This window comes from Streptomyces sp. NBC_01363, assembly GCF_026340595.1.
Classification (GTDB): Bacteria; Actinomycetota; Actinomycetes; order Streptomycetales; family Streptomycetaceae; genus Streptomyces.
The window spans coordinates 1,466,694-1,492,753 of sequence record NZ_JAPEPF010000002.1 but is presented as its reverse complement, the minus strand read 5'-3'; the positions used below and the strand labels follow the sequence as shown (position 1 = coordinate 1,492,753).

The 26,060-nt window shown below is 72.7% G+C and carries 23 protein-coding genes and 2 pseudogenes; 8 read left to right on the top strand and 17 right to left on the bottom strand.

All coding sequences use genetic code 11. The features are described from left to right. Positions 1-469: 469 nt before the first annotated feature. Entirely contained in the window at positions 470-670 is a 201-nt protein-coding gene (locus OG611_RS34585) for a hypothetical protein (protein WP_266431477.1), read from the top strand. Here OG611_RS34585 and OG611_RS34580 read toward each other — a convergent pair. Together OG611_RS34580 and OG611_RS34575 are read right to left on the bottom strand one after the other, a co-directional pair. Then, positions 606-875 (bottom strand): CoA transferase, encoded by a 270-nt coding sequence (locus OG611_RS34580; RefSeq protein ID WP_266429323.1) that lies wholly within the window; start codon positions 873-875, stop codon positions 606-608. The genes OG611_RS34585 and OG611_RS34580 overlap by 65 nt on opposite strands. Positions 876-1,814: 939 nt before the next feature. Beyond that, positions 1,815-2,771, bottom strand: a complete 957-nt coding sequence (locus tag OG611_RS34575) for a trans-aconitate 2-methyltransferase (RefSeq protein WP_266429321.1) — start codon at positions 2,769-2,771, stop codon at positions 1,815-1,817. A gap of 169 nt (positions 2,772-2,940) precedes the next feature. Between OG611_RS34575 and OG611_RS34570 the strand changes: the two genes are divergently transcribed. Continuing rightward, entirely contained in the window at positions 2,941-3,903 is a 963-nt protein-coding gene (locus OG611_RS34570; RefSeq protein WP_266429319.1) for a LysR family transcriptional regulator, read from the top strand. Between the two features lie 80 nt (positions 3,904-3,983). Here the strand turns inward: OG611_RS34570 and OG611_RS34565 are convergent, their stop codons facing one another. After that, a complete protein-coding gene (locus OG611_RS34565) occupies positions 3,984-4,289 on the bottom strand; it encodes a 4a-hydroxytetrahydrobiopterin dehydratase (protein WP_266429316.1) in 306 nt (101 codons plus the stop codon). 63 nt (positions 4,290-4,352) lie between these two features. Between OG611_RS34565 and OG611_RS34560 the strand changes: the two genes are divergently transcribed. Beyond that, a complete protein-coding gene (locus OG611_RS34560) occupies positions 4,353-5,147 on the top strand; it encodes a helix-turn-helix domain-containing protein (protein WP_266429312.1) in 795 nt (264 codons plus the stop codon). A 490-nt stretch (positions 5,148-5,637) separates the two neighbouring features. Here OG611_RS34560 and OG611_RS34555 read toward each other — a convergent pair. From OG611_RS34555 to OG611_RS34545, 3 genes and pseudogenes are all read right to left on the bottom strand, one after another. Next, a pseudogene (locus OG611_RS34555) lies at positions 5,638-5,739 on the bottom strand (cupin domain-containing protein); the annotation flags it as partial. A gap of 99 nt (positions 5,740-5,838) precedes the next feature. Then, positions 5,839-6,462: pseudogene (locus OG611_RS34550) on the bottom strand (SDR family NAD(P)-dependent oxidoreductase); the annotation flags it as partial. Then, complete coding sequence (locus OG611_RS34545) at positions 6,441-6,716, bottom strand: carboxymuconolactone decarboxylase family protein (RefSeq protein WP_266429309.1); 276 nt, start codon at positions 6,714-6,716, stop codon at positions 6,441-6,443. The gene OG611_RS34545 and the pseudogene OG611_RS34550, both read right to left, overlap by 22 nt. A 106-nt stretch (positions 6,717-6,822) precedes the next feature. Here OG611_RS34545 and OG611_RS34540 point away from each other — a divergent pair, with 106 nt between their 5' ends. Next, entirely contained in the window at positions 6,823-7,689 is an 867-nt protein-coding gene (locus OG611_RS34540) for a helix-turn-helix domain-containing protein (protein ID WP_266429306.1), read from the top strand. Between the two features lie 265 nt (positions 7,690-7,954). Here the strand turns inward: OG611_RS34540 and secD are convergent, their stop codons facing one another. The 6 genes from secD to OG611_RS34510 all read right to left on the bottom strand — a co-directional run bounded on the left by secD (position 7,955) and on the right by OG611_RS34510 (position 16,657). Next, the gene (gene secD, locus OG611_RS34535; RefSeq protein WP_266429303.1) at positions 7,955-10,258 is read right to left on the bottom strand and encodes a protein translocase subunit SecD; all 2,304 of its coding nucleotides are present in this window, start codon (positions 10,256-10,258) and stop codon (positions 7,955-7,957) included. Positions 10,259-10,288: 30 nt separating this feature from the next. Next, positions 10,289-10,894 carry a hypothetical protein gene (locus OG611_RS34530; protein WP_266429300.1) on the bottom strand — a complete coding sequence of 202 codons (606 nt, stop codon included), beginning with the start codon at positions 10,892-10,894 and terminating at the stop codon, positions 10,289-10,291. Further along, entirely contained in the window at positions 10,891-11,715 is an 825-nt protein-coding gene (locus OG611_RS34525; protein ID WP_266429296.1) for a rod shape-determining protein, read from the bottom strand. The genes OG611_RS34530 and OG611_RS34525 overlap by 4 nt, the downstream gene beginning before the upstream one ends. 193 nt (positions 11,716-11,908) lie before the next feature. After that, positions 11,909-14,017 (bottom strand): NAD-dependent DNA ligase LigA, encoded by a 2,109-nt coding sequence (ligA, locus tag OG611_RS34520; RefSeq protein ID WP_266429292.1) that lies wholly within the window; start codon positions 14,015-14,017, stop codon positions 11,909-11,911. Positions 14,018-14,044: 27 nt separating this feature from the next. Next, positions 14,045-16,144 (bottom strand): phage holin family protein, encoded by a 2,100-nt coding sequence (locus OG611_RS34515; RefSeq protein WP_266429289.1) that lies wholly within the window; start codon positions 16,142-16,144, stop codon positions 14,045-14,047. Between the two features lie 99 nt (positions 16,145-16,243). After that, entirely contained in the window at positions 16,244-16,657 is a 414-nt protein-coding gene (locus tag OG611_RS34510) for a hypothetical protein (RefSeq protein WP_266429286.1), read from the bottom strand. A 375-nt stretch (positions 16,658-17,032) separates the two neighbouring features. On the opposite strand from OG611_RS34510, the gene OG611_RS34505 reads away from it, so the two are divergent. Both OG611_RS34505 and OG611_RS34500 read left to right on the top strand, forming a co-directional pair. Beyond that, positions 17,033-17,815 (top strand): MBL fold metallo-hydrolase, encoded by a 783-nt coding sequence (locus OG611_RS34505; protein WP_266429283.1) that lies wholly within the window; start codon positions 17,033-17,035, stop codon positions 17,813-17,815. Further along, positions 17,812-18,432: a DedA family protein gene (locus OG611_RS34500; protein ID WP_266429279.1), complete on the top strand. Its 621-nt coding sequence runs from the start codon at positions 17,812-17,814 to the stop codon at positions 18,430-18,432. The genes OG611_RS34505 and OG611_RS34500 overlap by 4 nt, the downstream gene beginning before the upstream one ends. Here OG611_RS34500 and OG611_RS34495 read toward each other — a convergent pair. The 4 genes from OG611_RS34495 to OG611_RS34480 form a co-directional block, all read right to left on the bottom strand. Further along, positions 18,422-19,480, bottom strand: a complete 1,059-nt coding sequence (locus OG611_RS34495; RefSeq protein ID WP_266429276.1) for an MBL fold metallo-hydrolase — start codon at positions 19,478-19,480, stop codon at positions 18,422-18,424. The genes OG611_RS34500 and OG611_RS34495 overlap by 11 nt on opposite strands. A 25-nt stretch (positions 19,481-19,505) precedes the next feature. Continuing rightward, positions 19,506-20,765 carry an aminotransferase class I/II-fold pyridoxal phosphate-dependent enzyme gene (locus OG611_RS34490; protein ID WP_266429273.1) on the bottom strand — a complete coding sequence of 420 codons (1,260 nt, stop codon included), beginning with the start codon at positions 20,763-20,765 and terminating at the stop codon, positions 19,506-19,508. Between the two features lie 133 nt (positions 20,766-20,898). Continuing rightward, positions 20,899-21,750: an SMP-30/gluconolactonase/LRE family protein gene (locus OG611_RS34485; RefSeq protein WP_266429271.1), complete on the bottom strand. Its 852-nt coding sequence runs from the start codon at positions 21,748-21,750 to the stop codon at positions 20,899-20,901. 83 nt (positions 21,751-21,833) lie between these two features. Continuing rightward, positions 21,834-22,418, bottom strand: coding sequence for a TIGR03086 family metal-binding protein (locus OG611_RS34480; protein ID WP_266429269.1), 585 nt, complete (start codon positions 22,416-22,418; stop codon positions 21,834-21,836). 180 nt (positions 22,419-22,598) lie between these two features. Between OG611_RS34480 and OG611_RS34475 the strand changes: the two genes are divergently transcribed. Together OG611_RS34475 and OG611_RS34470 are read left to right on the top strand one after the other, a co-directional pair. Further along, positions 22,599-23,408: a class I SAM-dependent methyltransferase gene (locus tag OG611_RS34475; protein ID WP_266429267.1), complete on the top strand. Its 810-nt coding sequence runs from the start codon at positions 22,599-22,601 to the stop codon at positions 23,406-23,408. Between the two features lie 107 nt (positions 23,409-23,515). Beyond that, positions 23,516-23,881 carry a VOC family protein gene (locus OG611_RS34470; RefSeq protein ID WP_266429266.1) on the top strand — a complete coding sequence of 122 codons (366 nt, stop codon included), beginning with the start codon at positions 23,516-23,518 and terminating at the stop codon, positions 23,879-23,881. Between the two features lie 51 nt (positions 23,882-23,932). Here the strand turns inward: OG611_RS34470 and OG611_RS34465 are convergent, their stop codons facing one another. Further along, on the bottom strand, positions 23,933-25,903 hold the full coding sequence (locus OG611_RS34465; RefSeq protein WP_266429265.1) for a DUF5107 domain-containing protein: 1,971 nt from the start codon (positions 25,901-25,903) through the stop codon (positions 23,933-23,935). Positions 25,904-26,060 lie beyond the last annotated feature (157 nt).

The following is a 26,060-nucleotide window of genomic DNA, read 5'->3' as shown; positions in this document are numbered from 1 at the left end:
GGGCTAATTGATCCGCAATTAGACTGCACGGGGGACATTCTGATGCCCACTCACCCTGGCGGCAGCGTGTCTTTTCTTGACACGGCCCGAGCAGCGGCCGGAGCCCGTGAATACCGGCCATCCGCAGCCCATTCCACGGCGCCGCCGCACAGCGGCGCGTGTTGGCCGACTCGCGCCGGATGAGCGGGAAAGCGCTGGTCAGCGGACGGTCAGCCGTCCGGCCGGCGCCTGAGGGCTGGGGTCTTTCATTCGGATCGGGCCGGATCAGGGAGCGAGGTCCGGTGTCGTGCGTCGCGAGGCGGAGGAGAGAGGCGACGCGGCGCGTCGGCGACTGACGACGACGCGCCGAGGCGCGACACCGGGGCACGCGAGCCCTGCAGGATCCGTACGAGGGACCCCAGGTGTGCTCGCCGGGGCGCGGCGGCCTCCGTTCGTACCGCGGCGGGGTTCGGGACGCGCGTCGGCCGGTGTGACCAGCGGGGACAGGCCCTGGGCGTTCGGCGAGATCGAAGGCGCCCGCGAGATCGTCGACCGGGCCGCGGGGCACCCCGAGCGGGGTGAGCAGCAGCAGCGAGGACAGCGGATCGACCTCGACGTGCAGGCCGTCACCGGTCGCATCGCGGTGGCGCAGCGCCGCCCTGCCGCCCACGGCCGCGTGGCAGTCCGGTGAGCGCATCGACGAGCGCCACACCCGTCTTGACGGGCCGTCCCGGTGCGGGCCCGGTAGCGCCGATCAGCCCGCCGACCGCTTGCAGCAGCAGGTCGGAGCCTGGCAGCGCGGCGGCTTCGCCGCCTCCGAACCCGGTCACCGAGCAGTGGACGATGCCGGGGTTGAGGGCCTGGGCGTGCGCGCAGGAGAGTCCGTACTTGTCCATCGCGCCGGGGCGGAAGCCACGACACCCGGCAGGAAGCCGGGAACGGGGGTGTGCACCGGGTCACCGTCCCGAATCCGCTTAAGAGACAGGGAGGTTGACAGGGGTTGCTTGAGTGACCGGCCCGGTCAGTGCCGTGCCCCGCTCCCGGTCGTGGTCGGCGAGCAGGGCGTTCCGGGCCGAGGCCGGCTCGTGCAGCAGACCACGGGTCCCGGGCGCGGTGACCCGTGCCCGGCCGGCCATCGACGCGAAGAGGACCGGCTCATGCCCACTCCGCGCCTCGGCAGCCGCTGCGGCATCGAGACGCGAAGAGGGCCAGCACGTACCCACTCCGTGCCTCGGCAGCCGCTGCGGCATCGGCGGCCTCGCGCAGCACCCGGGGCACCGCATCCAGCCCGTGCGCATCGCTGAGCCCGGCGCACGGCCTCGGCCGCCGCCGGGACGCCGCACCCTTGGCGAGCGCACGGGCCGGGGCCGGTCCGTCGCGCGGCAGCAGCAGTACCGCACACCCGTCGCGGACGGTGTCGAACTGGGGCAGCTCCGCCCGGCGAGATGACTGCCCGAGGCGTCCAGTGCCCGCCGCGGGCTGTCACCGCGCAGGACGAACGCACACCGACCAGCCGCTTCATGCAGGCACGCCGCCCGGCAGTGGTGCCGGGCAACCTCAGGCCAGTGGGTCAGGAGCAGCGCGCCGCCGAGCCAGGGGGTGCGATCGGCCAGTTGGATGCTGCGCGCCCTCACCGCCTCGCGGTCCAGCGCAGCGCGGCCCGCGGGCACGGTCAGCCCGAGCTCCCGACGCCGGGTCAGCCGGCCCAGGGGCACACCCACCGATGCCTTCCCGCTCCCGGCTCCCGTGCTCCGGCCCGCCATGTCCCGGGAACCCAGCAGGTCAGCGCGGGTGGACCGGATACGGGCCGGGCTCCCGTCGGCTCTCCAGCCCCGTCAGCCCCGTCGGCCCAGGTGCACGGTACGCGCCGAAAGCAGGAACACATCGGGGCGCCGACGCAGCCCGGCCGGGTCGTCGGGGTCGAGCAGCCGGTCGAGTACGGCGATGTCCTCGGCCGTGAGCTCCTCCTCGAACATCTGGCGCCGACGGGCGAACTCGGTGACGACATGGTCCCGGGCCCCGTCGGAGAGCGGTGCCGGAAGGTCGAGCAGGAAGCTGCGGGTGCCCTGCGGGGCCAGTCCCACCGCTGTGAAGAGGGCGCTCCAGTCCTCGGTCTCCCGCTTGGTGCCGGGCAGCGCCGTCCGCATGTCCTCGAACCGGTCCGCGTTGATCGCTTCGAGCCTGGCCTCCAGACCGGGCCGCCCGATGCCGATGTCGCGCGGAAGCCGGCGGGGCTGCAGTCCGCCCTCGACCAGGGCGACGGTCCCGCCGGGGCGCAGCAGTGCGGCGAATCCGGCCAGGACGGCGCGCTGGTCGCCCATGTGGTGCAGGGCGTTGCCCGCCCAGATCAGGTCCGCCTCCCCCAGCCCGTCAAGACCCTCGGGAATGTCGGCCCGGTGCGTACGGACCCGGTCGCCGAGACCGAGGCGTTCGGCGTGGTTCCAGGTGCGTTCCAGGAGTGCCGGGGTGCCGTCGACGGCGACGACCTCCGCGTCGGGGAACATCTCGGCGAGCAGACAGGTGATCACACCCGGTCCGCTGCCGATGTCGAGCACCCGGCGCACCTTCGGGGCCGTGGGCAGCCCGGCGATCCAGCGGGCCGCCTCCTCGTACTGCGGACGACTGACCTCGGCCTCCTGCTCCAGCATCGGCCCCATCACGTCCCAGTCGATGTCGCCGGCGTCCTGATGGTGGCCATGAGTGGTGTCGTGGTGACCGCCGTGGGCCGGGTCCGGGTGGTGGGGGGCGTGAGCGGTGTTCTGGTGGTGACCATGTCCGGTGTGAGTGCTCATGGGGACAAGCCTCACCACGGATCGACCCTACGGCAAGTTTCGTTGCCGGTTCAGCAAGTCCCCCTCCGGTCGATGCCGCCCGCCCGGCACCCGCCCGACTCCAGGACGCATCTCACCCAATGGACACCCGCATATTGCCGGTACGCCGCGGGGCCCATAACTTGCGCTTATGGAGCTGGAGTTGCGCCATCTGCGAACCGTACGTGCCATCGCCGACACCGGGAGCCTGACCAAGGCGGCCGCGACTCTCGGGCTCGCCCAGCCCGCGTTGAGCGCGCAGCTGCGAAGGATCGAGAAGGCGCTCGGCGGCCCGCTCTTCGACCGGGACCACACCGGCGCCCGGCCCACGCTCCTCGGTGAGCTGGTGCTCGAACGGGCCCGGGTGGTGCTGCCCGCCGTGAGCGAACTCCAGGAGGAGGCGGTGCGGTTCGCCAACGCCTGGGGGACGATGGAGCGCTTCCGGCTGGGCGGCACGCACGGCCCGCTGCTGGGTGGCCTCGTGGACCGCCTCGTCACCGCGTATCCGACCGCACCCGTGTCGACGTACACCTCCTGGTCGGTATCCGAGATCGCCGCCCAACTGGTGGACGGACGCCTCGACTTCGCGCTCATCGGGGCCTGCGGGGAGAGCCCGCCACCCGCCAACGACCGGCTGACGTGGCAGGTGATCGGCGTCGATCCGGTCTTCGTGATGCTGCCGGACTCCCACCCGCTCGCCGGTGAACAGGAACTCGACCTCGCCGCACTGGCGGACGAGTGCTGGGCGAACGTGCCGGGCGACGGCTGTTTCGCCGACTGTTTCGTCGGCGCCTGCGCGCGGGCCGGGTTCAGCCCGGTCTCGGTGTATGAGACGGACACGGCTTCCGTCGTCCATCTGGTGCAGGTGGGGCGGGCGGTCGGACTGTGCCGGGCGACGTTTCCGCCGACCCCGGGGCTGGTGACGCGGCCGATCGCCGGCTCACCGCTGAGCTGGCGCCATCTGCTGGGCTGGCACCCACGTTCGGCGGCGGCCGACGCGGCGGTGGGCGCGGTGAGCGGACACACGCGGACGGCGTACGCGGAAGCGGTGAAGCGCAGCGAGAGCTATACGCGCTGGCTCGCCGCGCATCCACGGTTCGGCGCCGCGATGTGACACGCCCGCGATGTGACACGTCACCGCGCGTGCGCCGTCCTGAGCGACGCGGCCATGTGACATGGCGCGCGCCGCCGCGGCTACCGCACGCCGTGCCCGGGGGCGATCGCCGCCACCCGCGCCGCCAGGTTCAGATCGTGCTCGGTGACCGCGCCGCCCGCGTCGTGCGTGTTCACGGACAGGGACACGGTGTTGTACCCGAGGGTCAGATCGGAGTGGTGGTTCAGTTCGTCCTGGATCGCGGCGACATGCGCGGTCAGTCCGAGGGCGGCGAAGTGGGTGTGGAGCCGGTAGGTGCAGGTGATCAGGTCACCCTCCAGCGACCAGCCGGGCAGTCCGCCCAGACGGTCCTCGATCTCTTTCCGTGACAGCGGTGCGGCGGGCATACGGCGACTCCCTCATCGGCGATCGGTGCCGGTCGGCGGTGCCGGTGACGTTACGGTCTGGGTATGACAACTGTCGCGCTTGACACGGGGGTAGGACCGCTCCTGCGCAGCTGGCGGGAGCAGCGCAGGATCAGCCAGTTGGAGCTGGCGCTCCGTGCCGATTCCTCGGCCCGGCACATCTCCTTCATCGAGACGGGCCGCTCCCGCCCCAGCGAGGAGATGGTCCTGCGGCTGGCCGAGCATCTCGAGGTCCCGGTCAGAGAACGCAACGCCCTCCTGGTGGTGGCCGGTTACGCGCCCCGCTACGCACAGACCGCGCTCGACGACCCGGCACTGGACGCGCTGCGCGAGGGGATGGAGCGGCTGCTCCAGGCGTACGACCCGTATCCGGCGCTGGTCGTCGACGGTACGTACAACGTGGTGGCGGCCAATCGGGGTATGGCGACGCTGATGGAGGGGGTGGCCGAACATCTGCTCGTACCGCCGTTGAACGCCATGCGGCTCACCCTGCACCCGGAGGGTCTCGCCCCGCGCATCCGCAATCTGCGGGAGTGGCGGGCCGATCTGCTGGACCAGATGGAGCGCCAGATCGCCCTGGCCCGTTCGGCGGAGCTGCGTGAGCTGTACGAGGAGGTCGCGGGCTATCCCGTTCCGGAAGGCACCGGCCCCGGGCCCGTTGCGTCGCTGCCCTTCGCGCTGCCCCTGCTGATCGAGCACGACGGGCGGGTGCTCTCCTTCGTCTGCTCCATCGCGACGTTCAATACGCCGATGGATGTGACGGTGGCCGAGCTGGCGATCGAGACGCTGCTGCCCGCCGACCGGGCCACCGCCGACCATCTGCGGTCCCTCGTTCCCTGATGGCCTTCCGGACAGGTTGGCGGTCGGCGGTGCGAGGAGCCCATGCACCGTGCCTCGGTGACCGCGGCGGACATCGTGCCTGGTGGGGGGCGGCGGCGGTCGTCAGCAGCGCGGTCGAGCCGAGCACGCACAGGACCAGGCCGATGACGAGGGTGCCCTTCTCCGACCACCGTTCGGCCACGCGGCCGACGGCGAAGCCGAACACCATGAATCCGAGGGGGTTCAGGCCGAACGCGAACGAGTAGCCCCGCGGTGAGAGGCCGTAGATGCCCTGCAGGACGTGAGTGGCGCCGCTGAGGTGGGCCCCTCGGCCCCGACCGGCTGACCCCCGGCAGCGGTTCTCGACCGCCCCGTCAGTCGACGGTCAGGACGACCTTTCCGTGGGCCCGGTGCGAACGCAGGCGTTCCAGGGCTTCGGTGGCGTGGTAAAGGTATGGGTGCTGTCGATGAGGGGGCGGACCCGGCCGTCGGCGACGGCGGGCAGGAGTTCCCGGGACGGCTCCTGGCCGGCGTGGATGACGTCGAACCAGACGTCTCCGTCGAACCAGTCCTCGGGGCCCTTGCCGGTGGGCCGGGCCTTGACGAATTCCACGGGTCCTCCTCGCATGAGGTGTGGATGTGGGTGTGAGAGTGAGCGGGCTGTGTTGCGTGGCGATGTATTGCGTTGTGTTGCGTTGTGTTCGGCCGCCGGTCAGGCGGCGTCGCCGTGGGCGAGGCCCGAGCCCAGGGCGCGGGACGCACCGGCCTGTTCGGTGATCTCCTTGCCCTTGGCCTCGGCGGTGGGGATGGCGTCGTCGCCGGCGACGAACCGCAGGGGCGGTTCCTCCAGGTCGACGACCTTCAGCAGGGCGTCGGCGAGCTTGACCGGATCGCCGGCCTGCCGGCCGTTCATCGACTGCCACATCGCCTTGGTGGACTTCGTCCGCTCGGCGTAGTCGTCGATGGACAGCTCCGCCCAACTGGTGGAGGCATCCACGAGCAGCTCGGTGCGGAAGAAGCCGGGCTCGACGATCGTGGTACGGATGCCGTACGGCTCGACGTCGAAGCGCAGGGATTCCATCCAGCCCTCGACACCGAACTTGGACGCCGCGTAGGCGACGCAGAACTCCTGGCCGACCAGGCCGGCGATCGAGGAGATCGTGACGATGTGACCGGCGCGCTGCTTGCACATGACCGGCAGAACGGCGCGGGTGACGTTCATCGGGCCGAACAGGTTCGTCTCGATCTGGGCCCGCATCTGGGCGTCGGAGATCTCCTCGAAGTAGCCGGCCTGGAAGCCGGCGGCGTTGTTGATCAGCACGTCGATCCGGCCGAATCCCGGGCGTCATCGGCGGACGCCAGGACGGCCTTCAGCTGTCCGGCCGTGCCCACGGCGTCGGGCCGGCTCGCGTGGAAGGCCGGATGAGTGATGGCCTCGGTCAGCTCTTTCTCCGGCAGCCCGTTCTCCAGCGCCGGCTCGACGTGGAAGCCGAGCTGGTCGTTGCGGTACAGGGCGATCAGGGCGGTGACGGCTTCCCTGGCCGGAGGACGGCCGCTCTGCCTTCCGGCAGCCTCACCACCGACTCTCACACCGGCTGCGGGTCAAGAAAAGGGGAGGCTTTGTTCGTAGGAAGAAGCCTTCATAGGAAGAAGCTCTCCCCCCTTCGCGCGGGTCCGGCGATGCGAGACTGGGTCCATGAGCCCCGACCCGTATCTCAACGAGCTGGGAGAGTTCCTCAAGGCCCGCCGGGCCGAGCTCACCCCCCGCACCGTCGGGCTGCCCGACCCCCCGCGGCCCCGTCGCGTCACCGGCCTGCGACGCGAAGAGGTCGCGCAGCTCGCCGCGATCTCCACCGACTACTACACCCGGCTGGAACAGGGCCGTCTCCAGGCCTCCGCGCCCGTCCTCAACGGCCTCGCCCAGGCCCTGCACCTCGACGACGACCAGCGCAAGTACCTCTTCGGCCTCGCCGGCAAGGAGACTCCCCGCCCCCGGCGCCACGCCCGCCAGAAGGTCCAGCCACAGCTTCAGCGCCTGCTGGACGACCTCACCGCCACGCCCGCCGTCGTCCTCGGCCGACGGATGGACATCATCGCCTGGAACCAGCTGGCCGCCGCCCTCGTCACGGACTTCGCCCGGATCCCCGAGAAGCAGCGGAATTACCTCCGCATTCTTTTCACCGACCCGGCGATGCGGACTCTGTACGGCGACTGGGAGCAGGTCGCCCGCACAGCCGTCGCGCAGTTCCGCATGGAGGCCGCCAAATACCCCGACGACCCCCGGCTCACCGCGCTGGTGGGAGAACTGTCCGTCCAGGACGCGGACTTCCGCCAGTGGTGGGCCGCCCATCACGTCGCTGCCCTCGCGATCGGTTCCAAGACCCTTCACCACCCCGTCGTCGGCGAGCTGTCCCTCGACTGGGACACCCTGACCGCCAGCACCGACCCCGATCAGCAGCTCGTCATCTGGACCGCCGCGGCCGGCACCCCCACCCACGACCGGCTGCGGATCCTCGCCTCCTGGGCCGCCGACCAGCACCTTTCAGCCGCCCCTTCGGAGTGAGAGCGCAGGCAGGGTGCGTGGCCGGTCAGCGGGCCCGCCGGTCAGCCGGATCAGGAGAGTGGCGCCCGGTGAAGCGTGCGGAGGGAATCCGCCGTGTCGGTCCCGGAGCCGGTGCAGACGTGGGACAAGCCTCGGGAGGTACGTGGCCGAGCCCGGCACCCCCGACCACGACGCCATGGTCCTGCTCGACATGACGGCCCCCGAGCCGGCGCTCGAAGCAGACTCCGAGCGCCGGAACTGATCCGGAGCAGGCCCTTTCCAGACCCTAGACGCGTGCTCCGTTGTCGAGCGGATCCCGGCGTGCCGCCTTCGTACCGGACCGGCGTCCCGGTGACCGCTTGCGGGCAGGCGGCGGGGCCTTGCTGCTCCGCTCCAGGACGAGGGCGGCCGGCACGGCGGTCAGCACCGAGGAGTACGTGCCGACGCAGATGCCGATCAGCAGGGCGAGGGCGAAGTCCGCGAGGGAGTCCCCGCCCAGCACGGCGAGCGCGACGAGGATGAAGAGCGCGCCCATTCCGGTGTTGACCGTGCGCGGGATGGTCTGGAGAACGGCCCGGTCGGCGATGGTGGCCAGAGGTACGCGCCGGGCCTTCGCCCAGAGTTCCCGTACCCGGTCGAAGACCACCACCGAGTCGTTGACGGAGTATCCGATGACGGTGAGGAGTGCGGCCAGGAAGATGCCGTCGACGGTGCGGCCGAGCCAGGCGAAGGCGCCGACCAGGATGATCACGTCGTGGACCAGCGCCCCGACCGAGGCCACGGCGAACGTCCAGCGGAACCGGACCGCCAGATAGGCCAGTTGCACGAGCACGGCGATACCCAGCGCGATCAGGGCATTGCGCCGCAGTTCGTCGCCGAGGCTGGGGCCGATCAGCTCGTCGCGGACCTTGGTGGTCGTGCCGCCCTCCGCCGCGAGGGCGGCGCGCAGGGCGTGTTCGCCGTCGTTGTCGAGTTCGCCGGTCCGTACGGAGATGTCGCCCGCACCGGCCGTGGTGACCTCGGCGTCGCCGAAGCCCGCGCCGGCCAGGGCGGTGCGGGCCCGCTCCACGTCGACCGGTCGGCTCGTCGAGTACTCGACGAGCCGACCGCCGGTGAACTCGACGCCCAGGTTGACACCGCGCACGGCGATCCCGAGGACGGCCACGGCGACCAGTGCGGTGGAGACCATCAGCCAGCGGCTCGGAAACCGCATCAGCCGGGGATCGCGGCGGGTCAGCCAGGTGCGTACCCGGCCGGGGAACGCGATGCCGTTGACGCCCCGGTAGTCGTTGACGAACCGGGAGCCTGCCGCGATCTCGGTGAGTGCGCGGGCGATGACGAGTGCGGAGAACATGGAGGCGATCACGCCGATGGCGAGTGTGACGCCGAATCCCTTCACCGGTCCGGAGCCGAGGGAGAAGAGGAGCCCGGCCGCGATCAGCGTCGTCACGTTGGAGTCGGCGACGGCGCTCCAGGCGCCCCGGAATCCGGCGGTCAGCGAGGAGCGCAGGGAGCGGCCCGGATGCTGTGCGTGTTCCTCCCTGGCCCGCTCGAAGACCAGCACGTTGGCGTCGACCGCCATCCCGATGGCCAGGACGAATCCGGCGAGGCCCGGCAGGGTGAGGGTGACGCCGAGGCCCACCAGGGCCGCGTAGGAGATCAGTCCGTAGGCGGCGAGCGCGACGGCGGCGAGTGCGCCGAAGAGCCGGTAGACGACGGTGATGAAGAGTGCGGTGGCCGCGGCGCCGATGAGGGCGGCACGGGCACTGGCGTCGATGGCTGCCGCGCCGAGCGTCGGTCCCACGGTCCGCTGCTCGACGATCTCGACGGGGAGCGGCAGGGCGCCGCCCTTGATCAGGAGGGCCAGTTCGCGGGCCTCGTCCGCGCTGAACGATCCGGTGATCTGGGTGGAGCCGGAGGGCAGGCCGACGTTGCAGCCGACCGACGGGGAGACCTGCGGCGAGGAGATGATCTGCTCGTCGAGGACGATGGCGACGCGGCGCCGGTCGTCCTGGACCGGGTGGCAGGCGGCTTCGCCGGTCAGCCTGGTCCAGTCCCGGCCGGCCTGCTTGTGGAAGTCGAGGGACACGGTCCAGCCGGCGCCCTGCTGGGCGTCGAACGCGGCGGTGGCGTCCTTGACGCCCGCGCCGGAGAGCCGGGCCGGGCCGAGATCGAGGGCGCGCCCCTGTTCGTCGGGGAGGGTCGGCCCCGCTTCGGCCCTGCCCTCGTCCCCGCTGTCCGGGCCCTGGATGGCATGGAAGCTGAGCTGAGCCGTTCTGCCGATGACCTCCGCGGCCTTGCGCGGGTCCTGGACGTCCGGGAGTTCGACGATGATCTGGTCCTCGCCGGAGCGGGTCAGGGTGGGTTCGGCGACGCCGAGCGAGTCGATGCGCTGGCGCAGCACTTCGAGTGTGCGGTCGGTGCTCTCCCGGTCCGCCCTGGCGGTGTCCGAGTCCTTGGCCTGGAGCACCATTCTGGTGCCGCCCTGAAGGTCGAGGCCGAGTCTGGGTGACATGGTCAGCGTGATGAGCACGGAGACGAGCAGCACGGCCGCAGCCAGAACCGCTCGCACCGTGGTGGCGCGAGTCATGGGTTTCCTCCGAGGGGGCGCCGGGCGCCCTCACCTCGGCAAGGGCGGCACGGCGGCTCTGTGGGACGGGACCGGTGGCAGGACCGGTGGCCGGTGAACGGCCGTCCATGGAGGCCCGCGTACGCCGGGGAGCGCGACGCGCGACTGGTCGGTGGCACGAGGGGGTGCGGTGGGGGCCGGCCGGTGGGCCCGGTGCGGAGCGTGGATGCCGGGCGCGCCGGCCGGCAGGACGTGGGGGCCGGGCGGCGGGAGGTGGTGCGCGGTGCGGGCCTGGTCGGTGCCGGCCCGGGGCTGGGGCAGGGGTGCGGTCTGCGGCCGGTAGCGGTGGTGGTCGGTCGCCGTGGCCGTGCGGGTGCGCCGGGAGTCGTGGACGGTGCCCGTGCGGGCGGTCCGGTCGGTGTGCGGGGTGGGCTGGTGGGCGCCGGGTGAGTACGCGGCGGAGGGCGGCACCCCGGCGAACGGCCGGGCGGGGAGCGCGGATCCGGCGGCTGCGGGGGTGCCGCCGACGACGGTGAGGACGGCGAGCAGGAGTGCGGCGAGGACCAGGCGGGCCGCCCGCCCGGTACCGCGGTGTGCCGCGCCCGGCCGTGCCCCTCGGGGCGCGTTCCCCGGGGGCGGCCCCGGGAGGGGGGTCACCCGATTCGGCCGGTCAGGGCCGGTGCCGCGCCGGCCTGGCGGAGTACGGAGCCGAGGACCATCCCGGCGCCGCGTACGACCGCGGTCGCCGGGTCGTCGGCGAGACGTACCGGGACCCCGAGGCGGACCGCTATCCGGTTGGTGATGTCGGGGCGGGTGGCACCGCCCCCGATGAGCAACGGGCCCTTGCGCAGGGCCCCGAGGACGGCGCCGTGCCGGTCCTGCTTCCACATCTCCATGATCATGTCCAGTACGGTGCGGACGACGGCGGTGGGCGGCTGCGCCGGGCCGAGGTCGCCCAGCCCCGTCTCGGCCTGGCGGGCGTCGCGGACCTGCCCGTCGACGAGCAGGGTCGTCTCGGTCAGCCCGGCACCGATGTCGATGACGAGGAGCGGGCCGCCGTCCTGCGGTCCGGCGTATGCGGCGGCGGCCCTCGCGCTGTCGAGGGCGATGACGGTCGTCGGCCCCAGGGCGGCGATCAGTTCCCTCGCCGCGGCGCGGTGCCGGGCCCCGGCGAGGACGGGGTGGCTGAGGACGATCACGGTGCCGGTGCGGTCCGCGCCCAGTGCCGTGTCGGCGATACGGCCGAGCATCCGGCCGCACGACTCGGCGTCGACGATGCGCCCCCGCCGGACCGGGCCGCCGTGCGCGGGCCCCGTACCGAAGTCGCCGCAGATGTCGGTGTCGGCCATGAGGCCGTGTCCGGGCACCCAGACGCGGGTGCGGGAGCTGCCGAGATCGAGGGCGAGGCCACGGGTGACGCCCTTGTGGTCCTGACGGACGGACGGACCGAGTCGCCGTCCGTCGTGCAGAGAACGCATCGCCCCTCCCCTCGGCCCGCCACCGCGGCCGCGCACACACCCATGAACCCGCTGATAGCGAGGCATGGCCGAGCCCTCACTATGCAATAGGGAGGCAAAGAAAGCCACTCCCGGGCAAAATCCAAGGGCTCGGCCGCTGGGGCCTGTCCGGTGGACCGGGGTCGGACGGGCCCCGGGCGGCCTCCGTCGTGCCTCAGACCTCCGACGGCAGGAACACGGCGACCAGTTCGGCGAACTCGTCCGGCGCGGCGATCCGGACGCCGAGGTCCTCCGCCTTGGTGCGCTTGGATCCGGCCTTCTCCCCGGCGACCAGGAGCGAGGTGCGCTTGGAGACGCTGGACGAGGACTTCCCGCCGGCCCGCTCGATCAGCTCGTTCATCTCGTTCCGCGAGAGCTTCTCCAGGGCGCCGGTCATGGCTCCGGTGACCACCACGGTCATCCCGTCAAGCGGCAGACCGGTGCCTTCCCCGTCCGCGGCGGCGGCCGCCTCCTCGCCCTCCTCCCCCGGCGGGGGCGGCGGCGTGGCACCGGGCTCCGTCATGTTGACCCCGGCGGCCACCAGCTTCTCGATCAGCGGGGCCAGTTCCACCAGCTCCGCGACGACGCTTGCGGCCTTCTCCTTGCCGATGCCGTCGACCCGCTGGAGCTCCTCGGCGTCGGCCGCCCTGATGCGGTCCATGTCCGCGAAGTACCGGGCGATCCGCCGCGACATGGAGCGCCCGGTGCCGCGTACCCCCAGCGCGCAGAAGACCCGGGAGAGCGGCTGGGTCCGTGCCGTCCCGATGGCGGCCAGGAGATTGTCGGTGCTGGTCTCGCCCATCCGCTCCAGGCCCAGCAACTGCTCGCGGTCGAGGGTGAAGAGGTCGGCGAGGTCGGTCACCAGACCGGCTTCGACGAGCTGGACGACGCGGGTCCCGCCGAGGCCCTCGATGTCGAGCTGGTCGCGGCCCGCCGCGTACGAGATGGAGGCGACGAGCCGGCAGTCGCGGCCCCGGACACAGCGCCAGCGCTGCTCGCTGGTGTCTATCTCGGAGCCGCACTGCGGGCATGCCTCGGGGAAGTCGATCGGCTTCTCGTCACCGGTCCGCAGATGGGCGACGGGGGCCTCGATACGGGGAATGATGTCGCCCGCCTTGTAGACCATCACCCGGTCGCCCAGGCGCAGATCGCGGCGGGTGATGTCGGCGGGGTTGTGCAGCGTGGCGTAGCTGACGGTCGAGCCGTCGATCTCGACCGGCTCCAGCACGGCGCGCGGCGCGATGATGCCGGTCCGCCCCACGTTCCATTCGACGCCGAGGAGCCGGGTGACCTTCTCGACGGCCGGGAGCTTGTGAGCGATGGCCCAGCGCGGCGCCCTGCTCCCGGATCCGGCCTCGCGCTGGTCGGCCGCGAGATCGGCCTTGATCACGATGCCGTCGATGCCGAACGGCAACGAGGCGCGCAGGGCCGCGACTTCCTCGACCCGGCTCTGCACCTCCTCGACGGTGGTGACGGTGCGCGGCGCCACGTCCGTGTCCGCCGCGGTGTGCACTCCGAGCCGGGCGACGAGGGCGAGGAGCTCGCTGTGCGGGAGTTCGGCGAGGGTGTCGGCCAGCTCGCCGGAGTCGGGCAGCGGCAGGGCGCCGTAGGCGAAGAACGTCATCTCCACCGTGTACGCGCGGTCCTTGGCGCGGAGGGTGCCCGCCGCGCCGTTCCTCGGGTTGGCGAAGGGGGCGCCGCCGTGTTCGGTGCGCACGGCGTTGGCCTGCTCGAACTGCTCGGTCGTCATGAGGATCTCGCCGCGCATCTCGATCGTCACCGGTTCGGCGAGCTGCTCGGGCAGGCCCACCACGGTGCCGATCGCATGCGAGACGTCCTCGCCCGCGGTGCCGTCGCCGCGGGTGATCAGCTGCTCCAGGCGGCCCGCCCGGTAGCGCGCCGCGACGGCCAGTCCGTCGAGCTTGGGCTCCACGCTCCATGCCGCGACGGGCCGGCCGATCCGGCGTTCCAGCGATGCCGTCCAGGTGACGAACTGTTCGGCCGAGAACACATTGTCCAGCGACAGCATCGGCACCGTGTGCGGCACGTCGCCGGTCGCGGCGCCGCCCGCCACCTTGCCGGTCGGGGAGGCGTCCAGCGCCTCCTGCGGGTGCTCCTGCTCGTAGGCCGCGATCCCCCGCACCAGCCGGTCGTAGGCGTCGTCGTCGAGCGTGCTCTCGCCCGTGGCGTAGTACGCGGCGGCGGCCTGCGACGCTTCTTCGACCGCGGCGGCGTAGGCGGCGGTATCGGCGAGCACAACAGCTGAGTTCGTCATGACCCCCATCCTGCCGCCCACCACTGACAACGCCCCTCAGCCGGCCGCCTGGACCGTGCCGTCCACTTCGTCCGCGCCACCCACCGCACCGGGCGCCGCCAGAGGGATCTGCGGACCCCGGCACTCCCGCAGCCAGCGCCGCAGCACCGTGTGCACCTGTTCGGCGCCGACCAGCTCCGTGTCGGGTGCCACCGGCGCGGACAGAACGGCCGGCCGCAGCAGGAACGGGCGGGACTGCTCGCCGCCCAGACCGCCGTGCGAGCCGATCTGCTCCTCGAAGGCGTGCACACAGCCCGTGGTGCCGTCGTACATCGAGTTGACCATGATGTCGGCGACGTGCGGGAACGTGTCCGTCCGCCGCACCGCCGCAGCCGCGCCGGGGCCGAACGGGGCCAGCGGACCTTCCCCGTCGACCAGCTCCGAGACCGGGGTCTCCGTTCCGCCGCGGCCCAGCACCACCGATCCGTGGCGCTCGCTGCGGACCAGCAGGAAGCCGATGCCGGGGTGGTTGGCGAGGGTGCCGAGCAGGGCGGGGTGGCTGCGGTCGAGCTGTTCGCGCGAGGCGCGTCCCTCGATGTCGGGGAAGGAGATCAGGCCGAGGTTCCCGGAGGCGAGGACCACGGGGTCGGACGGCTTCGTGAGGTGTTCCGCCGCGCCCTCGTCGACCGGCCGGTGCAGGGCGATCCGTACCGCGTCACGCGCCTCCGAGGCGCTTCGGGTGCGCTGCGCCCGTCGGGGCACGGGCAGCCCGCAGCCCGCCCGCACCAGGTCCTTGAGGGTCAGCCCGTACGCCCCGGCGAAGGTCTCCCCGGGGCTCTGTCCGTGGTCGGAGAGCAGCACGATTCGGTAGGTGCGCGGGGTGTGCTCGGCGACCTTGGCGATCAGGGCGAGCGAGCGGTCCAGGCGCGCGAGCACCTTCTCCGCGTCACGGCTGTTCGGTCCGGAGTGGTGCGCCACCTCGTCGTAGGCGACCAGGTCGGCGTAGACGGCGGTGCGGCCGGCGAACATGTCCCCGATGACGGCGGCGACCACCACATCGCGTTCGACGACGGTCGCGAAGGCCCGGATGAAGGGGTACAGCCCGCCCCGCTTGATCCTGGGCGTGACCTTCCGCATCCGCGCCCGGGTCGACTGGCCGATCTCGCGGCACACCTCGGCGACGAACGACACCGCGGTACGTACGGCGTTGGCCGGGTCGGAGAAGTACGCGAAGTACCCGGCCCTGGAGCGGCGGCCCTTGCCGAACCGGGCCGCCATGGACAGGACGAGCGCGAGCTGGTCGGCGCCGCCGCTGAAGAGGTTGCCGCGGCTGGCGCCGTCCAGCGCGAGCAGTCCGCCGTCATGGGTGCGCGCGACGGCCCTGCGCTGGAGTTCGAGGGCGCTCGCGGGTCTGCTGGAGACCATGATGTCGCCGGTCTCCTTCTCGTACCAGCGGAAGGCGGGGACGTCGTGGTTGCTGCCGTGCAGGATGCCGAGCTGGCTGGCCCCGGTCTGGCTGGACCAGTCGGTGCGCCACGGGGTGAGCCGGTGCCCCTCCTTGTCCGCCAGCCACTGCGCGACGGTCGGCATCAGGCCCTCGTCGGCGGCGTGGGCGAGCACGTCATGGCCGACGCCGTCGAGCTGGATGAAGACGGTGCCCGGCGGTCCGCTGCGCCCGCTGTCCGCACCGCTGCGCCGTCGGCGGCGGACGGCCAGCCGGGAGAGCCTGCGCCGGTAGGCATTGTCGTCGCGGACGGCGAGCGCCGTGGAGGTCGCCGAGGCGACGGCGGACATCACGGCCGCGACGACGACGGCCGTCTGCGGGTCGGCGGCACCGCGCCCGTCCGGGATGAGTCGCAGGGCGAGCAGCAGCAGCGAGCCGTTCAGGAAGAAGACGAGCAGCCCGAGCACCAGCGCGGGCACGATGAGCAGCGCCCTCACCAGGACGGGCCAGACCAGTGCGGAGAGCAGACCGAACGCGCCGGCGCCCCAGGCCGCGGTGAACGCGATCTTGGTTATGCTGTCGCCGTCGTCCGACTGGAGCTGGAAGTCCGGCAGAATCCCGGCGAGCGCCAGCATCGTGAGCGTCGAGACCGCCCACACCAGGACCACTCGCATCAGGGCGCTGCCGGCTGTTCGCCATCGCCCGTCGTCCACGCCGTTCCACCTCACATCCGGACCCCGCCGTTCCGGGCCTGGCCCCCAGCTTTCCACAGCGGGCCCACGGGCCACCGGCCACAGCGGTCGGCGGTCGGGTCAGCAGCCGTCGTAACCGGCGGTCGGCATGGAGAGTCTGCGGTGCACGCTCGCCTTCGTACGGGCGTTGTACGGCGGCTCGTCCAGCCCCGCGATCTCCAGCCGCACGCCGCGCCGCTCACACTCCGCGGCGAACTCCGGCACCGAGGTGAGCGCCCGCGCCAGCACGCGGTCGTGGGCGGCGACGAACAGTTCGACGTCGCCGCTCTCGACATCGGCCCACAGGGCGTGGTGGTCGGGGCGCAGTCCGTAGAGCCGCAGCTGCCGGGTGACGACGTATCCCTTGTCCGCGGCCCAGCGGGCGCACATGTCGTGCTGGCTGCGGGTGTCCACGAGGAACGGATCGCTGTCGAGCTCTTCGAGCGGTGTGAGGCTGGCGATGGCCGCCACCCGTACGTCCGTCACGTCCCCCATGGCCGTCCCCTCGTGTTGGGGCCTCTCGTTTGGATCATGCCGGGCTCGTGGGGCCTGGCACGCACTCCCCCAAGGCCTCAAGGGCCAGGGGGGACCCCCCTCCGCGTTGTCGTCGGTCGCCGACGCTCCGCGTCGACTCCCGCCTCCGCCTTGCGATCGCACCAGACCCCACTCCCTGATCCGGCCTGATCCAAACGAAAGACCCTAGGCGTACCGGCGACCCTACCGTCCGGACCCCCGCGCAAGAAGGCGCGTGCCGGGAGGGCGGGAGTGCGGAGCACGGGCCCGGAACACCTGTGCGCCCCTGACCCGGCTCAGCCCTTAGGCTCGATGCCGGGGCCGGAACCGAGGAGCCCGGGAACGAGGAGGCGTCGCGTGCCGGTGGAAGTCACCTGGTGGGGTCATGCCACCTGCACCATCGAGGACTCCGGGGTCCGGGTGCTGACCGATCCGCTCTTCGCGCGGCGCTTCGCGCATCTGCGCCGCCGGCGCGGTGAGCTGCCCGGCCCCGAGGCGGCGGTCGCCGATGTCGTGCTGGTCTCGCATCTGCACTCCGACCATCTGCATCTGCCCTCCCTGGCGAGGCTCGCCCCCGGCAGCAGGCTGGTCGTGCCGCTGGGTGCGGTGCGCTCCGTGCCGGGGCTGCGGGTGCTGCGCTCGGCACGCGGGCTGCGGATCACCGAGGTGGCCCCGGGCGACGAGGTCCGGGTCGGCGAGGTGCGGGTGAGGGCGGTTCCGGCGATGCACGACGGCAGGCGCCTGCCGATGGGCCCGCATCGCTCCCCCGCGCTCGGCTTCATGGTCGAGGGGGAGGCCCGGACGTACTTCGCCGGTGACACGGGGCTCTTCGACGAGATGGCGCAGGCGGTCGGCCCGGTGGACGTGGCGCTGCTGCCGGTGGGCGGCTGGGGCCCGTATCTGGGCCACAGCCATCTGGACGCGGGCCAGGCGGCGCAGGCGCTGGCCCGGTTGGCCCCGCGGTCGGCCGTGCCGGTGCACTACGGCACGTACTGGCCGATCGGCATGGACGGGATCAGGCCGCACGAGTTCCACTCACCGGGTGACGAGTTCGTCCGCAAGGCGGCGCTGCTGGCGCCGGAGGTGTCCGTGCACCGGCTGTCCCACGGTGAGCATGTGCGGCCGGAGGCCGCCAGGTGATACAGCAGGTCGTGGGGCAGCTGCCCCCGGAGTCGACGCAGCAGGCGGTCGGCTATCCGTCCCTGTTCCTGCTGGTGGCGCTGGGTGCGCTGGTGCCGGTAGTGCCGACGGGTGCGCTGGTGAGTTCGGCCGCGGTGGTGGCGCTGCACCAGTCGTCGCCGTTCTCGCTGCTGATCGTCTTCGCGGTGGCCTCGGCCGCGGCGTTCCTCGGGGACATCTGCCTGTACTGGCTCGGTCAGCGCGGGGTGCGGTCCAAGAACGGTTCGAAGTGGCTGCGGACGATCCGCGACCGGGCCGCCCCGGAGCGGCTGGCGCAGGCCCGGCAGAAGCTGGACGAGCACGGTGCGGCGGTGCTGGTGCTGTCCAGGCTGGTGCCCGCGGGGCGGATTCCGGTGATGCTGGCCTGCCTGCTGGGCCGGATGCCACTGCGTCGGTTCGCCCGTGGCGATGTGCCTGCGTGTCTGGCGTGGGCGGCGACGTACCAGCTGATCGGCATTCTGGGCGGTTCGCTCTTCCCCGAGCCGTGGCAGGGAGTGGTCGCGGCGGTGGGTCTGACGCTGCTGATCAGCGGGGCGCCCGCAGTGTGGCGGAAGGCGCGGGCCCGGTTCAGCCACTGATCGTGCGGGGTGCCGGCTCCAGTACGCGCGAGGCACCGATCGGCAGGTCCCAGAGCAGTGCCCGGGGGTGTCCGGCCCGCTGCCAGGCGGTGCGCAGCCGGGTCAGCGGTTCGAGTACGGGTTCCGCGGAGAGCAGGAAGGTGGCCCAGTGCATCGGCGCCATCGCGCGGGCGCCGAGATCCTCGTAGGCCTGCATGGCCTGCTCGGGATCGGTGTGCACGTCACCGAGCCACCAGCGCGGTTCGTACGCCCCGATCGGCAGGAGGGTCAGGTCGATCCCGGGGTACCGGCTGCCGATCTCGCCGAACCAGTGCCCGTACCCGGTGTCCCCGGCGAAGTGGATCCGCTGTCCGCCGGGGCCGGGGGTGCCGATGATCCAGCCGCCCCACAGGGAGTGGCAGGTGTCGGTGAGGGTGCGCTTGGACCAGTGGTGGGCCGGTACGAAATCGAAGCGGACCCCGTCGAGCTCGGCCGATTCCCACCAGTCGAGTTCGGTGACGCAGGTGAAGCGGCGACGGCGGCACCAGCGGCCGAGCCCGGCGGGGACGAAGAGCGGGGTGTCCTTGGGCAGTCTGCGCAGGGTGGGGGCGTCGAGGTGGTCGTAGTGGTTGTGGCTGATGACGACGGCGTCCACGGGCGGCAGGTCCTCCCAGCGGACGCCGACCGGCGTGATCCTGGCCGGCGTCCCGAGGATGCGGCGGGACCAGACGGGGTCGGTGAGGACGGTCAGCCCGCCGGTGCGGATGATCCAGCTGGCGTGCCCGGCCCAGGTGAGGGACGTGCTGCCGGTGGGGACGGCCGGCAGGGGTTCGGGGGCGTAGGGGAGGCGGTGGATGTCGCGCAGTCCTTCCGCGTTGGGCCGCAGGGCGTGCTCACGGGCCAGCCGGGACATGCTCATGACACTCGGGAGCGGCGCGGTGAGCCGATCGGCGAAGCTCCTGGGCCAGACCCGGACCTCGCCGAGCGGGCGCGGTCCGACGATCCTGCCGCGAGACACGTGGGGCGGCTGCGTGGTCCCGGTGCGGGAGCGCTCGGTCTGTTCCGTCATCGAGAGACTCCCGTCTCGCAGTTTCTCATCGGAGTTCGTCGAGGGCCGTTCCGAAAATGCTCAGGGCTTCGGCCACATGCGGCAATTCCAGGGGCGCCACAGCGGTGAGAGACTCCATCTGCTGTTCCGGGGTCGACCCGAGCAGCGTCCCGGTGCCCAGCCGTACGCGCAGCGCCCCCAGTTCGTCGCCGAACCGGTGCCCGCCCGGTGTCGGAGCGCCGAGACGTTCCGTCAGGTACTCCTCCAGCTCCAGCGAGTCCGTGACGCCGCGGCCCGCCAGCCGGGATCTGAGCGGGCCGAGATCGGCGTAGAGATGCCGGCCCGCCTGTGGGGGCCTGGCCAGCGCGCCCGACGCCAGGACCGCGCGGTGGGCCGCGGCGGCGACCCGGGCCTGGAGCGCGGCGGCCCGGCGGACCCGGTCCGTCACGGCGTCCGGTTCGCGCAGCGCGTGGGCCGCGGCCATGGCGACCGGCCCCGCGACGAGCGCGCCGAGCGCGGTGAGGATGTCGAGCGTACGGGCGTGACGCACCGCCGCCCGTTCGGTGTCCGGGAACCGGGCGACCGCGACCGGCCAGGCCGACGGGGTCAGCGCACCGGCGAGATCGCAGACGACCGTGACATCGTCGGGGCACATCTCGGCCGGGCTGAGCAGGACCGTGTCGTGCGGCCGGTGCAGGGTGTCGCGCCAGGTCTCGTCGCTGATGACGTGCAGCCCCTCGGCGACCGCCGCCTCGCACGCCTCGCGCACCAGCTCCGGCGGGGCGACGGTGGCGGTCGGGTCGTCGACGACGGAGATCAGCAGCAGCCGGGGCCTGCCGCCCTCGGCGCGCACCCTTCGCACGGTCTCCAGGAGCGCGTACGGATCGGGTACGCCACCGCACTCGGCCGGGGTCGGCACATGGTAGGCGGGCCTGCCGAGCAGCCGGGCCTGCGGGATCCAGGTGGCCGGGCAGGGGCGCGGCATGAGCACGTCGCCGCCGTGCGCGGCGATCAGCGCGAGCAGCAGCGGCGAGGCGCCCGGGGCCGCGGCGACGTGCTCCGGGTCGCCGCGGAGTCCGCGCCGCTCCCAGTAGGCGGTCGCGGCCTCGCGCAAGGCCTCGCTGCCACCGGTCGGCTCGGGTTCGCTGCGGCCCGCTGCCGAGGCGAGCACTTCGGCGAGTTCGGGCAGCACGGGCAGACCGGGGTCCGGGGCGGGCGGCCCGTACCGGACGGGGCCCCGGTCCTCGCGTACGGAGCGCGCACCGCCCTCCGTACGTCCCGCCCGCTCGGTCCGCTGCCGCGCCATCCGGGCCTCCTTCGCCGCCGCCCCGTCGCCCTGTCGCGTCGTCTCGCACTCAGGGCCCTTTATACGAGGGTTCGACCGACCGCGCCCGCCGACGGAGCGGCGGGCGCGGCGGTGACCGGCAGGTGAGGCGGGATCAGCCGCCGAAGGCAGCCTGGGGCATTCCGCGCCCCGCGTCCGGCAGCACCAGCAGCGATCCGGACAGCGGGTGCGGGGCGGCGAGCCCCGTGCGGGCCGTCGAGATGTAGAGGTCGCTCAGGTCGCTGCCGCCGAAGGCGCAGGCGGTCGGGCGCCGTACCGGCAGTGCGACGATCCGGTCCAGGGCGCCGTCGGCCGTGTACCGGCGCACCGCCGCACCGTCCCACAGGGCGACCCAGACGGCACCTCCGGCGTCGACCGTCAGCCCGTCGGGGAATCCCGCGCCGTCCTCGACGGTGGCGAACGGGCGCCGGTTCACGACGTGTTCGCCGTCGAAGTCGAAGACGTCGATCCGGCGCGTGGGTGTGTCGATGAAGTACATCAGCCGGCCGTCCGGGCTCCACCCGATGCCGTTGGAGCATGCCACGGCGGGCAGCACGGGGGTCACCGCACCGTCACCCGCGACGCGGGTGAGGCTGCCCCCGTCGGCGGCTCCGTCGTAGCGCATGGTGCCCGCCCACAGTGCCCCGTCCGGCGCGACCGCCGCGTCGTTGCCGCGCCGGCCCGGCTCCGGGTCGTGGACCAGCCAGCGGAAGGCGCCGTCCGGGTCGTACAGGCCGATGCCGTCGCGCAGATTGACCACGAGTCCGCCGCCGGCGCGCGGCTTGGCCGCCCCGACGTGCTGTTCGGTCGCCATCACCGTGCGGCGGCCGCTCACCGGGTCGTAGGTGTGCACGCGCGCGGAGACGATGTCGACCCAGATCAGCCGGCCGGTGACCGGGTCCCAGGTCGGGCCCTCGCCGAGCTCGGCCTGCTCATGTACGGCCACGTCCAGATACGGTGCGTTCACTTCTGCCTCTCGTGACCGGAATATCGAACCCACACTAATCGCGTGGCATTTGGCCCGACAACGCCACCCGGCCGCGGGTGACCTCAGGCCCGGCGGCCGAGCAGTGCGAGCAGCCGCGTCTGCGGGTCGGTGTCCGCCGCGGTGTCGAGGGGTGCGGCGAACAGGCCGCTCTGCGAGAGGTCCTTCGCGTACGGTCCGACCTCACGGCGCGCGAACTCGACCAGCCGGGCGGGCAGCCGCTCGTCGGCACCGATCGCCCGGGACAGGTCCCAGGCGTGGACCACGGCGTCGGCCACCATCTGCGCGCAGTAGGCGTCGGCGGCGCTGTCCCCGTACGAGAGGTTCACCGTCCGCTCCAGGGCGCCCGGCGCCTCGAACGCCCTGCGCGCCCCGTCCGCCGCCCGGTCCCAGGCGGTCACGGGGTCGTCGCCCAGCACATCGCCGTCGAAGGCGTCACCGACATCGGTGACGGTGCGGCCCCCGGTGACCAGCGGCACCACCCAGAGCTGTTCGGAGGTGAGATGGGCGACCAGCTCACGGACCGTCCACTCGGTGCACGGAGTCGGTGCGGACCACTGGTCCTCGCGCACCGCGTGCACCCGGTCGGTGAAGAGCCGGAGCGCCTCGCCGTGGCGGTCGAGGAGTTCACTTGCGGAGACAGATGCCATGCGTTCACTCTCCCCGGCCCGGCACCGGAACGCGAACGCAACTCGTCCATATAGCAAGACGCATATCTCATCATTCGACACTGCGGCGTACGGTGACCGTACCGATCAGCGCTTCGCGGCTCGCGTCTCCGTCGCATCCCGAGACGTTTCCGGCCGCGTTCCGAGAAAGGATGCATGGCCATGCCGAAGGAGACCGCCGTCTACACCCACGGCCACCACGAGGCGGTGCTGCGCTCGCACCGGTGGCGCACCGCCGCCAATTCCGCGGCCTATCTGATCGACGAGCTCCGCCCCGGCCTGACCGTGCTGGACGTCGGTTGCGGCCCCGGCACCATCACCGCGGACCTGGCCGCGCTGGTCGCTCCCGGCCGGGTGACCGCCGTCGACACCACCGAGGAGATCCTGTCCAAGGCGGCGGGCGTCGCGGCCGAACGCGGGCTGGACAACGTCGAGTTCACCACCGCCGACGTGCACGCCCTGGACTTTCCCGACGACTCCTTCGATGTCGTCCATGCCCACCAGTTGCTCCAGCACGTGGGCGACCCGGTGCAGGCACTGCGCGAGATGCGGCGCGTCTGCCGCCCCGGCGGCATCGTCGCGGCCCGCGACAGCGACTACGCGGCGATGGCCTGGTACCCGGAGGTTCCCGGCCTGGACGACTGGCTGGACCTGTACCGCCGGGTCGCCCGAGCCAACGGCGGCGAGCCGGACGCGGGCCGCCGGCTGCTCTCCTGGGCCCGCCGGGCCGGCTTCACCGACATCACCCCGACCGCCGCCAACTGGTGCTTCGCCACCCCGGAGAGCAGGGCCTGGTGGAGTGGCATGTGGGCGGACCGCACGATCGGCCCGGCGTACGCGGAGATGGCCGCCGCCGGCGGCCGTGCCGGCGCCGAGGACCTGGCGGGGATCGCCGCCGCGTGGCGCGAGTGGGGCACGCGGGACGACGCCTGGTTCATGGTCCCGCACGGCGAGGTGCTCTGCCGGGCCTGAGCCCGCGGCGGACTCCGCGGCCCTCCGGGCGGCCGTGACCGCGGGCTCCGCCGCGCCCCTCCCCGAATCGATCACCTGCCGATGTGCCGCCAACTACCCTTGTGCGCATGGACATTCTGGGAACCACGCTCCGTATCTGCGTCGACGACCTGGAGGCCGCGGTGGCCTTCTACGAGGACCTCACGGGCAGCTCGGCGCTCCGCTTCGAGCGCGGCGGGGTCTCGGTCGCCGCGATCAGCTGCTTCCTCCTGATGAGCGGTCCGGAGGCGGAGCTGGAGATCCTGCGCAAGGTGACGGCGACGATCGCGGTCAAGGACGTCGACAACGCGCACGCCGCCCTCGCCCGCGTCGGTGCCCGGATCCTCGCCGGGCCGGTACCGACGCCGGTCGGCCGCAACCTGATCGCCGTGCACCCGGACGGTTCGGTCTTCGAGTACGTCGACCGGACCCTGCCGTCCGGACCGGGCCGCTGAGAGCGGACCCGGACCGGCGCGGGCAAGGGCGGCCGGGGCGGACAGGCCCCCTCAACTCTTGGGGCGCATCCGGTAGTTGTACGCACCGGGCAGCGGCTCGTCCGTGAGCAGGGCCCATACCTCGTCCAGGATCTCCGCGCCCTCGCGCAGATCCTCGACCTCGAAGCCCTCGTCGAAGACGGTCCGGGCGGCGGTCAGGTCGCCCTCGGCGATCAGCAGCCGTGCCTCCAGCAGGCGGAACCGGCCGCGCTGCCGGACCGCCGGAGGCAGGGCGGCCCATACGGCCCGGACCGCTGCCGGGCGCCCGGCCGTCAGCAGCGCCTCCATCGCCTCCCGGCCCAGCGCCGCCGTGGCAGCCGCCCAGGCCTCGCCGTCGTCGCGGCGTTCCGCGCACAGGTCGTCGAACGCCTCGCCGTAGAGGTCCGCGGCCCGGTCCCGCTGGCGGCCCTCCTCGGCGGCGACGGCGAGGCACCGCAGCAACGGCCAGCGCGAGGGGGCGAGTGCCAGTCCGCGCTCCCAGCTGCGGACCGCCTGGGCGCGGTCACCGGCGTGCCACTGGGCGACGCCCAGGTGGTACTCGGTGAGGGGTTCGGCGGGAGCCGTCTCCAGCATGTCGCGCCAGTGCGGGGAGACCAGGGAGGGGCCGGGCGGGGCCGCCCCGTTCGGCTCGGGAAAGGTGCCCTGGTCCAGCAACTCCAGCCAGGGCCACTGCTGTTCGCCGAGGGTGGCGTCGGCGAACGGTGTGCCGGGAAGCTCGTACTTGCCCCGCCGGACCTCCAGCGCGCCCCAGCCCGAGCCGGTGGCGAGCGACTCGCCGGGTTCGGTGTCGGCGCAGGGGCGCCAGGCGGCGTAGGCGGCCTCGACGTCGGTGCGCGACAGCGCCTCGGCGAGCCGCTGTTCGGTCTCGGCGCGGGCCGCCGCCCAGTCCTCGCCGTGCACGGCGAGCGGGTCCGCGGACAGCGGCCCGTACGACTCCAGCCAGCTGAACTCGGCACCCGGTTCGAGGGGGACGTGCTCCAGCTGGGTGCGGGCCAGTCCTGCCTGGATCTCGGCGTATCCGACGGTGCCGGGCTCGGTGAGCCACTCCTGCCAGCGCCGCCCGCCCGCGCCACTGCCCCAGAGGAACAGCTTGCGGCCGCGCAGCAGGTCGGTCGACGTCTGGACGAGCCCGTGGCCGTCCTGGTCGAGCGAGGCTATCCAGCGGCGGGCGCCGTCGGGCACCTCGTAGAAGTAGTCGGCGGGGAAGTCGCCGCGCAGCGGGTACGTACGGTCGACGGAGCCGGCCACGGGGACCGGGACCCGGGTCAGGGTCCGTTGGTACCCGAAGTGCCATGCCTCGTCGGCGGGGGCCAGGACGCGGGTGCGTTCGCCTTCGGGCACGGCGATGTTGGACCACCAGTACACGGGTGCGGTGTGCTCGTGGGGGTTGCGGATCCGCACGCCGACGTGCAGGAAGTCGGAGTCCTCGGGCAGCCATAGATCCACCTGGAACGGCAGGTCGCGCAGCCGCTCCCACTCCCAGAGGCGGACCATCTCGCCCCCGTCGGGCGCGGGTACGCGCGCCGCGTGGAGCGGGGCGCAGGACAGCGTGGTGTGGCCCGTGGCGCCGATGTTCCACTCGATGCCGCCGGAGAACCAGGCGCCGTTGAGCGCGAAGTCCGCGGGCTGGAGCACGGGGTTGGTGTAGAGCAGTTCGCGGCCGGTCGGCTTGTGGTGGAGGGAGTGGATGCGGCCGCCGAGTCCGGGCAGGACGGTGGCCCGCAGCCGGTCGTTCTCGATGACGATCGCGTCGAGTCCGGTGGGGGTGCGCTCACGCCGGTACCCGTCGAGGATCCGCACCGGCAGCACGGTGGCCAGTGGCCGATAGCCGATCTGGCGTGCCATGTCACGTGGCAGTGCGGCCCGGTCGCGTTCGTCGACCACATGCATCTCGTCGAGCGGCCGCAGCGCGGGCAGCGGATTCTCCGGGCCCAGTGGTGCGGCAGGCAGAGTCAGTACAGCGCGTCGTACGGTCGTGGCCAAGGCAACCTCACTCCCTCGCACGGGCCGCCGCAGGTCCGGGCGCCCCCGATGACCATGGAACACGCTGGACAACGCCCCGGCCAGGGGCATTGCCGCCAGACTTCGGCAAAGACCACGGGGACGGCCCGCGGCCCGCCTCAGGTGCCGCCCGATAATT